General features: G+C 65.2%; 14 protein-coding genes. 10 read left to right on the forward strand and 4 right to left on the reverse strand.

All coding sequences use genetic code 11. The features are described from left to right. Window positions 1-104: 104 nt before the first annotated feature. On the forward strand, window positions 105-299 hold the full coding sequence (locus E8M84_RS13280) for a hypothetical protein (RefSeq protein WP_137111646.1): 195 nt from the start codon (window positions 105-107) through the stop codon (window positions 297-299). A 3-nt stretch (window positions 300-302) separates the two neighbouring features. Here the strand turns inward: E8M84_RS13280 and E8M84_RS13285 are convergent, their stop codons facing one another. Continuing rightward, a complete protein-coding gene (locus tag E8M84_RS13285; protein WP_137111647.1) occupies window positions 303-803 on the reverse strand; it encodes an Lrp/AsnC family transcriptional regulator in 501 nt (166 codons plus the stop codon). 176 nt (window positions 804-979) lie between these two features. Here E8M84_RS13285 and trxB point away from each other — a divergent pair, with 176 nt between their 5' ends. Beyond that, window positions 980-1918, forward strand: a complete 939-nt coding sequence (gene trxB, locus E8M84_RS13290) for a thioredoxin-disulfide reductase (RefSeq protein ID WP_137111648.1) — start codon at window positions 980-982, stop codon at window positions 1916-1918. Between the two features lie 159 nt (window positions 1919-2077). Here trxB and E8M84_RS13295 read toward each other — a convergent pair whose 3' ends face one another. From E8M84_RS13295 to E8M84_RS13305, 3 genes are all read right to left on the reverse strand, one after another. Then, complete coding sequence (locus E8M84_RS13295) at window positions 2078-2746, reverse strand: hypothetical protein (protein WP_137111649.1); 669 nt, start codon at window positions 2744-2746, stop codon at window positions 2078-2080. Between the two features lie 105 nt (window positions 2747-2851). After that, the gene (locus tag E8M84_RS13300) at window positions 2852-3904 is read right to left on the reverse strand and encodes an ABC transporter ATP-binding protein (protein WP_137111650.1); all 1053 of its coding nucleotides are present in this window, start codon (window positions 3902-3904) and stop codon (window positions 2852-2854) included. A gap of 17 nt (window positions 3905-3921) precedes the next feature. Next, window positions 3922-4707 carry an IclR family transcriptional regulator gene (locus E8M84_RS13305; RefSeq protein WP_137111651.1) on the reverse strand — a complete coding sequence of 262 codons (786 nt, stop codon included), beginning with the start codon at window positions 4705-4707 and terminating at the stop codon, window positions 3922-3924. A gap of 104 nt (window positions 4708-4811) precedes the next feature. Here E8M84_RS13305 and E8M84_RS13310 point away from each other — a divergent pair, with 104 nt between their 5' ends. From E8M84_RS13310 to E8M84_RS13345, 8 genes are all read left to right on the forward strand, one after another. Next, window positions 4812-6065: an ABC transporter substrate-binding protein gene (locus E8M84_RS13310; protein ID WP_137111652.1), complete on the forward strand. Its 1254-nt coding sequence runs from the start codon at window positions 4812-4814 to the stop codon at window positions 6063-6065. Window positions 6066-6127: 62 nt separating this feature from the next. Next, the gene (locus E8M84_RS13315; protein ID WP_137111653.1) at window positions 6128-7045 is read left to right on the forward strand and encodes a carbohydrate ABC transporter permease; all 918 of its coding nucleotides are present in this window, start codon (window positions 6128-6130) and stop codon (window positions 7043-7045) included. Between the two features lies 1 nt (window position 7046). Then, the gene (locus E8M84_RS13320; protein ID WP_137111654.1) at window positions 7047-7892 is read left to right on the forward strand and encodes a carbohydrate ABC transporter permease; all 846 of its coding nucleotides are present in this window, start codon (window positions 7047-7049) and stop codon (window positions 7890-7892) included. 86 nt (window positions 7893-7978) lie between these two features. After that, window positions 7979-8740, forward strand: a complete 762-nt coding sequence (locus tag E8M84_RS13325; protein ID WP_137111655.1) for an SDR family NAD(P)-dependent oxidoreductase — start codon at window positions 7979-7981, stop codon at window positions 8738-8740. Next, a complete protein-coding gene (locus tag E8M84_RS13330) occupies window positions 8737-9648 on the forward strand; it encodes a 2-dehydro-3-deoxygalactonokinase (RefSeq protein ID WP_137111656.1) in 912 nt (303 codons plus the stop codon). Before E8M84_RS13325 ends, E8M84_RS13330 begins: the two co-directional genes overlap by 4 nt. Next, complete coding sequence (locus tag E8M84_RS13335) at window positions 9645-10250, forward strand: 2-dehydro-3-deoxy-6-phosphogalactonate aldolase (protein WP_137111657.1); 606 nt, start codon at window positions 9645-9647, stop codon at window positions 10248-10250. The genes E8M84_RS13330 and E8M84_RS13335 overlap by 4 nt, the downstream gene beginning before the upstream one ends. Continuing rightward, entirely contained in the window at window positions 10247-11083 is an 837-nt protein-coding gene (locus tag E8M84_RS13340; RefSeq protein ID WP_137111658.1) for an SMP-30/gluconolactonase/LRE family protein, read from the forward strand. Before E8M84_RS13335 ends, E8M84_RS13340 begins: the two co-directional genes overlap by 4 nt. Beyond that, window positions 11080-12984 carry a beta-galactosidase gene (locus E8M84_RS13345; protein ID WP_137111659.1) on the forward strand — a complete coding sequence of 635 codons (1905 nt, stop codon included), beginning with the start codon at window positions 11080-11082 and terminating at the stop codon, window positions 12982-12984. The genes E8M84_RS13340 and E8M84_RS13345 overlap by 4 nt, the downstream gene beginning before the upstream one ends. The last annotated feature ends 16 nt before the right edge of the window (window positions 12985-13000 follow it).

A 13000-nucleotide genomic window follows, 5' to 3' on the forward strand; every position in this document is an offset into this window, starting at 1 on the left:
GCACGGGGCCTGAAATGCTCCGATTGCAGCACGGTTCTTCCGCAACCCTGCCGCAATCACCCGCCAGAAAAGACCCATCTGATTGGCATGCGATGGGGAATCCGATGATCATCCAGATGAAGACCAAGCGCCGCTGGATCCTGTCGATCCTGGAAACCGTGGGTGATGCGACCGACAGCCGGGTGGTTGCCCGTGCGACCGTGCGCCAGACCTCCGGCCGGACGATGGTCGCGGGTCAGAAGGGCTTTGCCATGAGGCTGAAAACGGCGACCCGTCAGGTCAGCGACGCTTCGCGCTAAGCGTCAGGCGTTCCGCGCCAGCCGCGCTTCAAGCACGTCGAAGGGCAACCCGGGCTCGTCCTTCGCACAGCGGATCACCAGGCTGGTCTTGACGTTGGCCACATGATCCGCCCGCAGCAGTTCTTCCGTCAGAAAGCTTTGAAAGCTCGACAGGTCGGGCGAGACGCATTTCAGGATGAAGTCGATCTCGCCATTCAGCATGTGACATTCGCGGACCAGAGGCCAGGCACGGCAACGCGCCTCGAAGGCGGCAAGATCGGCCTCGGCCTGTGAGTTCAGTCGAACCATCGCGAAGACCTGCACCTCGAATCCCAGTTCGCGCGCATTGATGTCGGCGTGGTAGCCGCGGATAAAGCCCTGCTCCTCCAGCCCGCGCACCCGGCGCAGGCAGGGCGGGGCCGAGATTCCGACGCGGCTGGCCAGTTCCACGTTGGTCATGCGCCCATCGGCTTGCAGTTCCGCCAGAATCTGACGGTCGATGGGATCGAGCTTGTGCGTGACCATGGTGCCTCCGTTCCTTGCCTTACTTACGCGCAGGGCAGCGGTTGCGCAATTATGTTTCAACAACGCGCAAGAAAACATTCCGAGATGGTCATTGCAGCCGGTGTATGGCCGGTATGCGGGGGCTTTCCGGCCCCGGCTCGCATGGCTATATCGGGGTCCGGCATACGAGGGACATCATGGGCGACACGCGGCATACCAAGGTTCTGATCATCGGCTCCGGCCCGGCGGGCTATACCGCCGCAGTCTATTCGGCCCGCGCAATGCTGAACCCGATCCTAGTGCAGGGGTTGCAGCCCGGGGGGCAGCTGACCATCACGACCGAGGTCGAGAACTGGCCCGGCGACCATTCGGTGCAGGGGCCTGACCTGATGGTGCGGATGGAAGAACACGCCAAGGCGATGGGGGCTGAGGTGATCTCGGACTATATCACCAGCCTGGACCTGTCGAAGCGGCCCTTCACGGCGCAGGCGGACAGCGGGACGACCTTCACGGCGGATGCGGTGATCCTGGCGACGGGGGCGCAGGCGAAGTGGCTGGGGCTGCAGTCGGAGGAGAAGTTCAAGGGGTTCGGCGTTTCGGCCTGTGCCACTTGTGACGGGTTCTTCTATCGCGGGAAAGAGGTCGTGGTGATCGGGGGCGGGAATACGGCGGTCGAAGAGGCGCTGTTCCTGACCAACTTCGCCTCGAAGGTGACGGTGGTTCATCGGCGGGACAGTTTCCGGGCCGAGAAGATCATGCAGGACCGCCTGTTCAAGAACCCGAAGATCGAGGTCGTCTGGGATACCGCGGTGACCGAGATCCTGGGGACCGAAGCCCCGCTTGGCGTGACCGGGGTGCGGGTCCAGAACGTGAAGACCGGGGCGGAGGGCGTGATCCCTTGCGACGGGTTCTTCGTGGCGATCGGGCACGCCCCGGCGTCGGAGCTGGTGAAAGACCAGCTGCCGCTGCATTCGGGGGGGTATGTGGTGGTGGAGCCGGGGTCGACCCGGACGGCGATCCCGGGGGTCTTCGCGGCGGGGGACCTGACGGACCACATCTACCGGCAGGCGGTGACCAGCGCCGGGATGGGGTGCATGGCGGCGCTGGATGCGGAGAAGTTCCTGGCGGGGCACTAGGCCTGACCTGCGTGGACGGAATTGCCGATCCTTTGGGATCAAGGGGTTGGCTTTGGGCGTTCAGGATTCCTTAACCCGTGGCTCCTCGTTCGCCTTCGGCTTCTCGTCGCTTGGCTTTTGTCGCCGCGCCCCAACGAAAGCTTGGCCCCAGGCGTTTGGCTACGCGGGGTAGACGATGCCCCGGAACGGCGGGAAGGTCCGATAGCGATTGAAGCGGTCGGCTTCGGATGGTGGCAACTCTCCTGGACGAATGACAGTCCTGACCGAGCCGATCCAGGAGGAAATCGACCGTTCGGGAGCCTCGCGCCAGGTCAGGTTGAATGCCGCCCGTTTCGGGAAGAAGGTTACTGCGTGGAAATCGAGGTGGTCGTACAGCCACCAGGCAAGGTCCTGCCAGTCGCGTCCCCTTTCATACTGATCGGCGAACCAGGGGATGACGACGGATGCGCAGGCACCGCAGCGGCCCTCGGCATCGCGCTGGTCCCAGATATGAGCCGCGCGGTTGGCTTCGTTCGAGGCGCAGCCGAGACCTTGCGCTGCACCGAAGCCGTTTACTGCGGGAGAGCGATAGGCTGATCGGACCGCGATGGGGCCGAACGTCTCGACCAGAGGTTCCAGAAGGTCGCTCGCCAGCCTTCTTCCGACATGAAGGGCGAGGTTCACATCGTCGGGAATATTCTGGATGCCGTGGAAGTTGCCGATTTCGGAGTAGAGAAAGTCGCGCATGAAGAAATGGCGCGACAGGCGTTCCCGACCCAACTCTTCCAGGCCCCGGACGCTGGCGGGCTTGCGCTTCTTGCCTTTGGCAGGTCCGCTATCACTGGTCATGGCACTTCATCCTTCAGATGCGCATTGCGCGCTCGTCGTGCGCCTTTGGCTTCTCCTCGCGGGTGACCTAGCGAGGAGCGCCGAAGGCGACGACGAGCGGCGTTCTTAGCGCAGCCGCAGCCCATCCTTGTCAAACAGCATCGCGTCCCGCGCGTCGAAGCTGACACCGACCTTTGCGCCAGGCTCCAGGCTGACCTGGTCGTGGCGTTCGACGATCAGCTTTTCGCCCGACGGCGCGGTGAGGTGGACGTAGGAGACGCCGCCCAGCGCCTCGGTCAGTTCCACCCGGTGCGTGTCACCCGGGCCGATCTTCAGGTGCTGGGGCCTGAGGCCGACCGTCACTTCGGCACCCGAGGCTGGGAGGCCGACCGAAGTTATGACCGATCCGGCGAGGCCCTTTGTCGCCACCGAACCGCTCTCGACCACGCCGGAGACGAAGTTCATCGAAGGCGAACCGATGAAGCCCGCGACGAACCGGTTGTCGGGGTTATTGTAGAGGTCGAGGGGCTTTCCCACCTGCTCGATGCGGCCCGACCGCAGCACCACGATCTTGTCGGCCAAAGTCATCGCCTCGACCTGGTCATGGGTGACGTAGATCATCGTGGCGCCGATCTCGCGGTGAAGGCGGGCGATTTCGACGCGCATTTCAACGCGCAGTTCGGCGTCGAGGTTGGAGAGGGGTTCGTCGAACAGGAACACCTCTGGCCCCCGGACGATGGCGCGGCCGATGGCGACGCGTTGGCGCTGGCCGCCGGACAAGGCCTTGGGCTTGCGGTCGAGGAGCGGCTCCAGCTTCAGGATGCGGGCGGCCTCGGCGACCTTGCGGTCGATCTCGGCCTTGGGATGGCCGGTCATCTTCAGGCCGAAGCCCATGTTTTCGGCGACCGTCATGTGGGGATACAAGGCGTAGGTCTGGAAGACCATGGCCACGCCGCGTTCCGAGGGGTCGATGTAGGTCACGTCCCGCGCGCCGATGCGGATGGCGCCGGAACTGGTTTCCTCCAACCCCGCGATCATTCGCAGCAGGGTCGATTTCCCGCAGCCCGAGGGGCCGACGAAGACGCAAAACTCGCCATCGTCCACAGTCAGGTCGACCCCATGGATCACCTGCACATCGCCAAAGCGCTTGACGACTTTTTCCAGCGTCACTCCCGTCATGGGTTTCCTCCCCCCGGTTAAACCTGTTCCGGAAAGCGCCAGCTTTCCGCTTCCGCAGCGATCTTCGCCGCGATGTCCTTGATCATCGGGGCCTGCGCCCCGAGCTCCTCCAATGTCGTGCGTGCCGTGGTCGAGGTGACCGAAAGCGCCCCCATCACCCGCCCCTGACGCGAGAGAATCGGGACGGCGCAGCAGATGATCCCCGCCTCATGCTCCTCCCGATCCCAAGCGTGGCCGCGCTGCCGAATCGCCTGTAGCTCCTCCAAGAGCGCCGCGCGGCTGGCGAGCGTATGGGGGGTGAAGCGGTGGAAGGACTGGCGGGCAAGGGCGGCCTCCAGCGCCTCCGCAGGCAAGTAGGCGAGCATCGCCTTGCCGACCCCGGTGCAATAGGCAGGGCCGACCTTACCGGCCTGGGCGAACATCTCCACCGGCCGGGCAGCGTTGCGTTTATCGACGTAGAGAACCTGGCCGAGGTCCATCTGCGCGAGGTGGATCGTCTCGCCGGTTTTTGCAGCGAGTTCATCAAGATAGGGCCGCGCGATGGGAGCGAGCGAGGACTGAGACCAAGCAGCATGGGCGAGCCGAACGAGGCGGACGCCCAGGGCGTAGGTGCCGGTATCGGGGTCCAAAGCCAGCATCCCCTGATGCGTCAGGGTCTGCAAAAGCCGGTAGAGCGTGGCCTTGGGATAGTCCGCTTCAGCCAGGAGATCGGAGAAGCGCACGGGGTGGCCATGGCTGGCCACCATGTCCAAGACGTCCAGCGCCTTGCCGACGGTTCCGTCTGCGTGCCCCTCCGCGCCCATCGTCCCCTCCCCGGAACGTCGTTGTTGACAGGATAGACGATAGCCGACATAGTTTTCAATATTCAAGACTAAGTTTCAAATAGTGAAACCAAAGGGAGGAAACCATGGTTCACAAACTGACGGGCGCAGTCGCGCTCGGGGCAGCACTCATGCTGTCCACATCGGCCTTCGCGCAGGACAAGCGCGTCGTCACCTGGAACGCGGACTATGACCCGATTCCGCTGGCCGCCGCCGAGGCCCTGATCGCCGATTTCGAGGCCGCGAACCCCGAGATCGATGTGGTTCTGACCAACTTCGACCACGAGGCCTACAAGAACGCGATCCGCAACTTCCTGACCGCGGACCCGCCGGACCTGGCCAACTGGTATGCCGCGAACCGGATGCGTCCCTTCGTCGAGGCGGGCCTGTTCGCCGACATCTCGGACGTCTGGGCGAACAACGGGCTGATGGACTCGCTGGCGTCGTCGGTGCTGTCGTCGACCATCGACGGCAAGCAGTATGCGGTCCCCTATACCTACTATCAGTGGGGCATCTATTATAACCGCGACGCCTACAAGGCGGCGGGCGTGGATGTTCCGGGGCCGGAAGGCGTGACCTGGGATCAGTTCCTGGCCAACTGCGAGAAGTTCAAGGCCGCGAACATCGACTGCGTGACGACGGGTTCGTCGGCGCTGTGGCCGGTGGCAGGCATCTTCGACTATGTGTCGATGCGCACCAACGGCTACCAGTTCCACAGCGATCTGGCGGCTGGCAAGGTCTCGTGGACCTCGCCGGAAGTGGCGGCGGTGTTCGACAACCTGGGCAAGCTGCAGCCTTACGTCACGGCGAACCATGCCGCGATCGACTGGCAGGATGCGGCGGCTCTCCTCGTGCAAGGCAAGGCTGCGAACTACGTAATGGGCAACTTCGCCGTCGGCGTCTTCAAGGAAGGCGGGATGACGAACGACAACCTGGGCTTCATGGTGTTCCCGGAGATCACCGCGGGCATCGCCCGGGCCGAAGAAGCGCCGACCGACACGATCCACCTGACCTCGGGCGCGAAGAACCCCGAGGATGCGAAGACGTTCCTGGCCTATGTGGCCAGCGCCGAAGCGCAGTCCAAGTGGAACGCGGCGGTGGGTCAGCTGCCGACGAACAAGAACGCGACGGTCGATCCGGCCGACCCGTTCCTGACCGCGGGCTTCCAGGCGCTGTCCACCGCGACGGGCGGCATCGCCCAGTTCTGGGACCGCGACGCGGATGCCGAATATGCCAAGGTCGGCATGGAAGGCTTCCAGCAGTTCCTGGTGCAGCCGGAGCAGCGCGACGCGATCCTGGAGCGTCTGGAAGCGGCCCGCACGCGGCTGTATCCGCAGTGATCTAGGCTAACGGGCGCTCCCCTCACGGGGGGCGCCTTTTCGTTTTCCGGGGGGGGGGAGACATGGCTGAGGCAGCTTCGACACCGCGGCGCTGGACCCAGAGGAGCGTGGCTCCGTGGCTGTTCCTGGCCCCCGGGCTTTTGATGTTCGGGGTCTATGTGCTGTGGCCCATCGTGGAGAGCGTGACGCTGTCCTTCTACGACTGGGACGGCCTTTACAACAAGGATGGCGAGTTCACCGGCCGCTTTGTCGGCATGGGGAACTACTCCGAACTGATGACGGACCCGGCGTTCGAGACGAGCCTGTGGAACAACCTGAAATGGCTGGTCCTGTATATGCTGGCGCTGCCGATCGGGCTGTTCATCGCGATCTTCCTGAACCAGACGGTCAGGGGCATCCGGCTGTACAAGTCCTTGTTCTTCTTCCCCTTCGTTATCAGCCAGGTCGTCGTCGGCCTGATCTTCGCCTGGTTCTATGCGCCGAACTTCGGGCTTTTGTACTTGTTGACCGAAAACGCCTTCGGCCAGGGCACTGCCATCCTCGCCGACCCGGACCTTGTGACCTACGGCATCATCGCGGCGGGCCTCTGGCCGCAGATTGCCTATGTGATGATCCTCTACCTGACCGGCCTGAACAACGTCGCCCCCGACCAGATCGAGGCGGCGCGGCTGGACGGCGCCAAGGGCTGGCGGATGCTGTGGTATGTGGTGCTGCCGCAGCTGCGCCCGGCCACGTTCATCGCGGTCATCGTCACCGTGATCGGGGCGCTGCGGTCGTTTGACCTGGTGTCGATCATGACGAACGGCGGGCCGTTCGGGTCGTCGCGGGTGCTGTCCTACTACATGTTCGAGATGGCGCTTGGCGAATACGGGTTCCGTATGGGCTATGGCGCGGCGATTGCGGTGGTCCTGTTCCTGATCATGATGGTTTTCATTTCGGGCTTCATCTGGAAGATGTGGCGCGACGAGAAGGAGCGCTGAGATGTTTCCGCGTCCGATCCAGAAATCCTCAACCGCCGCGCAGTGGGTCTACACCATTGCGCTGCCGGTCGCACTCCTGATCTGGCTGTTCCCGCTGCTTGGCGTGGCGCTCACCTCCCTGCGCCCGGCCTCGGACCTGGCGCAAGGGAACTACTTTGGGATGCCGTCGGGCATTGCGTGGGAGAACTACAAGTTCATCTTCACCGAAACGCCCATCGGGCAGTACATGGTGAACTCGCTTTGGGTGACGATCCCGACGGTGATCGGCGCAGTCAGCCTGTCGCTGATGACGGGGTTCGCGCTGGCTGTCTACGGGTTCCGGGCGAATATCCTGGTGTTCTTCATGTTCGTGGCGGGCAACTTCGTGCCGTTCCAGATCCTGATGGTCCCGGTCCGCGACATGACGCTGCAGCTGGGAATGTACGACACCTGGTATGGGTTGGCCCTCTTTCACATCGCGTTCCAGACCGGGTTCTGCACCCTCTTCATGCGGAACTTCATCAAGGCCCTGCCGTTCGAGCTGATCGAGGCCGCGCGGGTGGAGGGCGTCAGCGAATGGCGGATCTTCTGGTATATAGTCCTGCCCTTGATGCGCCCGGCCATCGCGGCGCTGTCGGTGCTGGTCTTCACCTTCATATGGAACGATTTCTTCTGGGCCACGGTGCTGACCCAAGGCGTTGACAGCCAGCCGATCACCGCCGGTCTGTCGTCGCTGAACGGCCAGTGGATCGCCCAGTGGCATCTGGTCAGCGCCGGGTCTATCCTTGCGGCCTTGCCGCCGGTGGCGATGTTCTTCCTGATGCAGAAGCATTTCATCGCAGGCCTGACGCTTGGGGCGGTCAAGTGAAGGCGACGGCCCTTCCGTCTGCCTGCTATGGCGACCGCAAGGACAGCCGGGTAAGAACACGCAAGGCAGCTTGAAAGGCGATAGGCATGAGCGTGGTATTTGACGATCTCAAGGGCCAGTCGGTCTTTGTCACGGGCGGCGGGTCGGGCATCGGCGCGGCATTGACCGAGGCCTTCCTGCGCCAAGGGGCGAAGGTCGCCTTCTGCCAAAGGTCGGACGCCACGGCGTTCTGTGACGAGATGGAACAGGCCACGGGCAACCGGCCGCTGTTCCTGCCGTGCGACATCTCGGTTACCGACCAGTTGCAGCTGACCCTTTCGACGGCGGCCAAGGTGCATGGGCCGATCACCGTGCTGGTGAACAACGCCGCCAACGACAAGCGGCACGAGACTCTGCAGACCGACGAGACCTTCTGGGACTGGTCGATGGCGGTGAACCTGCGGTCGTATTTCTTTGCCTGCCAGTCGGTCATCCCGGGGATGAAGGCCGCAGGCGGCGGGTCGATCATCAACTTTTCCTCGATCAGCTTCATGATGGCCGACAAGGGCTATGCCGCCTACATCACCGCGAATGCCGGGATCGTCGGGATGACGCGGACGCTGGCGCGCGAGTTCGGGCCTGACCACATCCGCGTCAACGCGGTGGCGCCGGGATGGGTGCTGACGGCGAAGCAGAAGGAAATGTGGGTCACGCCGGAAAGCCTGGCGGCGCATCTGGCGCGGCAGTGCATCCCGGATGAAATCCAGCCAGAGGACATGGCCGGGACGGTGCTGTTCCTGGCCTCCGATGCCTCACGCATGATGACGTCGCAGACGCTGGTTCTGGATGGAGGGTATATCTCGTCATGAACGAAGTTGCGCCCGCCTGGATTGCCGTCGACTGGGGCACGTCGAACCTCCGCGCCTGGGCGATGGGGGCAGATGGCCGCGTTCTGGCCGAGGCCGCGTCGGACGACGGCATGGGCAAGCTGACGCGCGAGGGGTTCGAGCCTGCGCTGGTGCGGCTGATCGGGGGCTGGCTGGGCAACGGGGCGCCAGTGGTAGCCTGTGGCATGGTCGGCAGTCGGCAGGGCTGGTGCGAGGCGCCCTATCGGGCGGTGCCGTGTTCGCCGGTCGATCGGGCCGGGCTGGTGCAGGTGCCGACGAATGATCCGCGGCTGCGGGTGTCGATTGCGCCGGGGCTGAAGCAGGCGAGTCCGGCGGACGTGATGCGGGGGGAAGAGACGCAGATCGCGGGCGCGCTGCAGAAGATGCCGGGCTATGACGGGGTTCTGTGCTTGCCGGGGACGCATTCGAAATGGGTCCATATCAGCGCGGGCGAGGTGGTCAGCTTCCAGACCTTCATGACCGGCGAGATGTTCGCGCTGTTGTCCGAGGCGTCGGTCCTGCGGCACGGGATGCAGGGCGCAACGGGCTGGGATGAGGCGGCGTTTGACGCGGCGGTTTCGGATGCGCTGTCGAAGCCGGAAAAACTGGGCGCGCGCCTGTTTTCGCTGCGGGCCGAGGGGCTGATCGCCGGGCTGTCGGCGGCGGCGGCGCGGGCGCGGTTGTCGGGCCTTCTGATCGGCACCGAACTGGCGGCAGCAAGGCCCTATTGGCTGGGTCAGCGTGTGACGCTGATCGGGGCCGAGAAGCTGTCGGCTGCCTATGCCCGCGCGCTGGCGTTGCAGGGGATCGAGGCGAAACGCCTGTCGGCCACTGACTGCACCCTTGCGGGCCTTGCCTCGCTTTCACCCCAGACCGAGACCACCAGATGACACACCGGAATCTGATTGCCATCCTGCGCGGGATCACACCGCCCGAAGCCGCTGCTGCTGCCAAGGCTCTGGTCGTGGCGGGGATCACCCGGATCGAGGTGCCGTTGAACTCGCCGTCGCCGTTTGAGTCGATTGCGGCCATGGTCGCTGCGGTGCCAGAGGCCGAGATCGGGGCGGGGACGGTGCTGACAGTCGAGGAGGTCGCCCGCGTGAAGGCGGCGGGAGGGACGCTGGTGGTGTCGCCCAATGCCGATGTCGAGGTGATCCGGGCGACGGTGGCGGCGGGGATGGCGTCCTGGCCGGGGGTGATGACGCCGACGGAGTGTTTCGCGGCGATCAAGGCGGGGGCGACGGGGCTGAAGCTGTTCCCGGGCAGCCTGATCGGGCCGGAGGGGCTGAAGGCGATCCGCGCGGTATTGCCGAAGGATCTGCCGGTCTATGCCGTGGGCGGGGCGGGGCCGGCGAACTTTGCCGATTGGGCGAAGGCCGGGGCGCAGGGCTTTGGCATTGGCACGGCGCTTTATGTGCCGGGTCTGTCCACTGCGGACATTGCCAGCCGCGCGGAGGCGATCGTGGCGGCTTACGACGAGGTGTTCGCATGATCTTCGATGCGCGTCGCTGCGAACTGGGCGAGGGCGCCCTTTGGCACCCCGTCCGGCAAGAACTGTTCTGGTTCGACATCCTGAACCGGACCCTGCATTCGCAGGCCCGGTCCTGGACCTTTCCCGAGATGGTCTCTGCCGCCGGGTGGATCAGTGCGGATGAGCTTCTGATCGCCAGTGAGGCCGGGTTGTTCCGGTTCGATCTGGTGACCGGCGAGCGCCAGCCTGTCGCCAGCGTCGGCAGCCCGGCGACCCGGTCGAACGATGGCCGCGCGGACCGGCAGGGCGGGTTCTGGTTCGGGACGATGGGGAGACGGGCCGAGAAAGGCGTTGGCGCGATCTGGCGCTGGCATCGCAGGGAAGTGCGGCAGCTGTTCCCGGGGATCACGATCCCGAACTCGATCTGTTTCACCCCCGATGGGACGGCGGCGCATTTTTCGGACACGGCCGAAGGCAAGGTGATGAAGGTCGCGCTGGATGCTGCGGGCTGGCCGAAGGGCGAACCGGTGGTCTGGCACGACTTTGCCCGGTCCGGGCTGAACCCGGACGGCGCGGTGATCGACGCCGCGGGGCGGTTCTGGAACGCGCAGTGGGGCGAGGGGCGCGTGGCCTGTTACGGGCCGGACGGGGCCTTCTTGCAAGCGGTAGAAACCCCCGGCGCGCCGCAGTCCTCGTGTCCGGCCTTTGGCGGGGCCGCTCTGAAAACGCTTTTCGTCACCACCGCCCTTGAACACATGGACGCCGAGGCGCGGGCGAAGCATCCGGCCTCGGGTCAGGTCTTTGCCTTTGAAGGCGTCGCCCAGGGGCTTCCCGAACCGCAGGTCATCCTATGAAACGCACGCTTGGCGTCTGCTACTACCCCGAACACTGGCCCGAGGCGCAATGGGCCGAGGATGCGGCCCGGATGGCGCGGCTGGGTCTGACTTGGGTGAGGATCGGTGAGTTCGCCTGGAGCCGGATGGAGCCCGAGCCGGGGCGGTACGACTGGGACTGGCTGGACAGGGCGATCGCCACGCTGGGCGCGCGGGGGCTGAAGGTCGTGTTGGGGACGCCCACGGCAACCCCGCCGCGGTGGATGGTCGACAGGCATCCCGACATGCTGGCGGTCGATGCTGAAGGGCGGGTCCGCGGGTTCGGCTCGCGCCGGCATTATGATTTCTCGCACCGGGGCTATCGGGCGGAATGCGCGAGGATCGTCGGCCTGATGGCGGAACGCTATGGGAAGAACCCCCATGTCGCGGCCTGGCAGACCGACAACGAATATGCCTGCCACGCGACCACCCTCAGCTATTCGGAGGCCGCGAAGGCGGCGTTCCAGGACTGGCTGGCGCAGAAGTACCAGTCGCCGGATGCGCTGAACCGGGCCTGGGGCAATGTGTTCTGGTCGATGGAATACCGCGACTTCCGCGAGATCGGCTTGCCGAACCTGACGGTGACCGAGCCGAACCCGAGCCATGTGATGGACTTCCGCCGCTTTGCCAGCGACGAGGTGCGCGCCTTCAACAAGCTGCAGGTTGACATCATCCGCAAGCACTCCGCCGCCCCGGTGGCGCACAACTTCATGGGGGCGGTTACTGAGTTCGACCATTGGGATGTGGGCGCGGACCTGGATATCGCGTCTTGGGACAGCTACCCGTTGGGCTTCCTGTCCGACCGCATCCCGGCGGACGCGGAACACAAGCGGCGCTTTGTGCGGCAGGGGGATCCGGATTTTCAGGCCTTCCACCATGACCTCTACCGTGCCGTGGGCCGGGGGCGCTGGTGGATCATGGAGCAGCAGCCGGGCCCGGTGAACTGGGCGCCCTACAACCCCGATCCGCTGCCCGGCATGGCGCGGCTTTGGGCCTGGGAGGCCTTTGCGCATGGGGCCGAGGCCGTGTGCTACTTCCGCTGGAGGCAGGCGCCCTTTGCGCAGGAGCAGATGCATGCGGGGCTTCTGCGGCCCGACAGCGCCCCGGCCCAGGCCTTCAGCGAGGCCGAGCAGGTGGCGCAGGAGCTGGCGGCGATGCCGCCGGAGGCCGGGACCGGCAAGGCGGACGTGGCTCTGGTCTTTGACTATGCGTCCGACTGGGCCTGGGACATCCAGCCGCAGGGGCGGAGCTTCCAGTATTTCTGGCTGGTGTTCCACATCTACAAGGGCCTTCGTCGGCTGGGGTTGAACGTGGACATCGTGCGCCCCGATGTGGCGGACCTGACGGGCTACAAGCTGTTGCTGGCACCGGGGCTGTTCACTCTGTCCGATGCGCTCAAATCGGCGTTGGCTGGGTTCAGCGGCACGGCGATCCTGGGGCCGCGGACGAATTCGAAGACCCTGAACTTCTCGATCCCGGTGCCCCTGCCCCCTGCCCTGCCGGGGCTGGATGCGATGATCGCGCGGGTGGAAAGCCTGCCGCCGGACGTGCCGGTGCCGCTGGCGCAGGGCGGCGCGCTGGTGAACTGGCGCGAGAAGCTGGAGGGCGGGGCAGAGGTGGTTGAAGTGGCCGAAGACGGCTGGCCGGCGCTGGTCTGTGCCGGGAAGCTTCATTACCTTGGTGGCTGGCCGGACGATCAGGCCCTGACGCGGATCCTGCAGCGCGCCTGTGCTGCGGAAGGCATCGAGACCGATCCGCTGCCCGAGGGCCTGCGGCGGCGGGATACCGCCACGCACCGGTTCCTGTTCAATTACAACCCGGTTCCGGCGGAATGGGGCGGGGTCACGATCCCTCCGGCTGGAGTGTTGTGGAGCCAGCTCTGAGACACGGGCGGCCGAA

The sequence above is a fragment of the Rhodobacter sp. SY28-1 genome (genome assembly GCF_005222785.1).
GTDB lineage: Bacteria > Pseudomonadota > Alphaproteobacteria > Rhodobacterales > Rhodobacteraceae > Tabrizicola.

What these genes read in the sequence shown, in the direction of transcription:
- E8M84_RS13280 (WP_137111646.1), top strand. Translation starts at nt 105, where the DNA reads ATGATCATCCAGATGAAGACCAAGCGCCGCTGGATCCTGTCGATCCTG.
- E8M84_RS13285 (WP_137111647.1), bottom strand. Translation starts at nt 803, where the DNA reads ATGGTCACGCACAAGCTCGATCCCATCGACCGTCAGATTCTGGCGGAA.
- trxB (WP_137111648.1), top strand. Translation starts at nt 980, where the DNA reads ATGGGCGACACGCGGCATACCAAGGTTCTGATCATCGGCTCCGGCCCG.
- E8M84_RS13295 (WP_137111649.1), bottom strand. Translation starts at nt 2,746, where the DNA reads ATGACCAGTGATAGCGGACCTGCCAAAGGCAAGAAGCGCAAGCCCGCC.
- E8M84_RS13300 (WP_137111650.1), bottom strand. Translation starts at nt 3,904, where the DNA reads ATGACGGGAGTGACGCTGGAAAAAGTCGTCAAGCGCTTTGGCGATGTG.
- E8M84_RS13305 (WP_137111651.1), bottom strand. Translation starts at nt 4,707, where the DNA reads ATGGGCGCGGAGGGGCACGCAGACGGAACCGTCGGCAAGGCGCTGGAC.
- E8M84_RS13310 (WP_137111652.1), top strand. Translation starts at nt 4,812, where the DNA reads ATGGTTCACAAACTGACGGGCGCAGTCGCGCTCGGGGCAGCACTCATG.
- E8M84_RS13315 (WP_137111653.1), top strand. Translation starts at nt 6,128, where the DNA reads ATGGCTGAGGCAGCTTCGACACCGCGGCGCTGGACCCAGAGGAGCGTG.
- E8M84_RS13320 (WP_137111654.1), top strand. Translation starts at nt 7,047, where the DNA reads ATGTTTCCGCGTCCGATCCAGAAATCCTCAACCGCCGCGCAGTGGGTC.
- E8M84_RS13325 (WP_137111655.1), top strand. Translation starts at nt 7,979, where the DNA reads ATGAGCGTGGTATTTGACGATCTCAAGGGCCAGTCGGTCTTTGTCACG.
- E8M84_RS13330 (WP_137111656.1), top strand. Translation starts at nt 8,737, where the DNA reads ATGAACGAAGTTGCGCCCGCCTGGATTGCCGTCGACTGGGGCACGTCG.
- E8M84_RS13335 (WP_137111657.1), top strand. Translation starts at nt 9,645, where the DNA reads ATGACACACCGGAATCTGATTGCCATCCTGCGCGGGATCACACCGCCC.
- E8M84_RS13340 (WP_137111658.1), top strand. Translation starts at nt 10,247, where the DNA reads ATGATCTTCGATGCGCGTCGCTGCGAACTGGGCGAGGGCGCCCTTTGG.
- E8M84_RS13345 (WP_137111659.1), top strand. Translation starts at nt 11,080, where the DNA reads ATGAAACGCACGCTTGGCGTCTGCTACTACCCCGAACACTGGCCCGAG.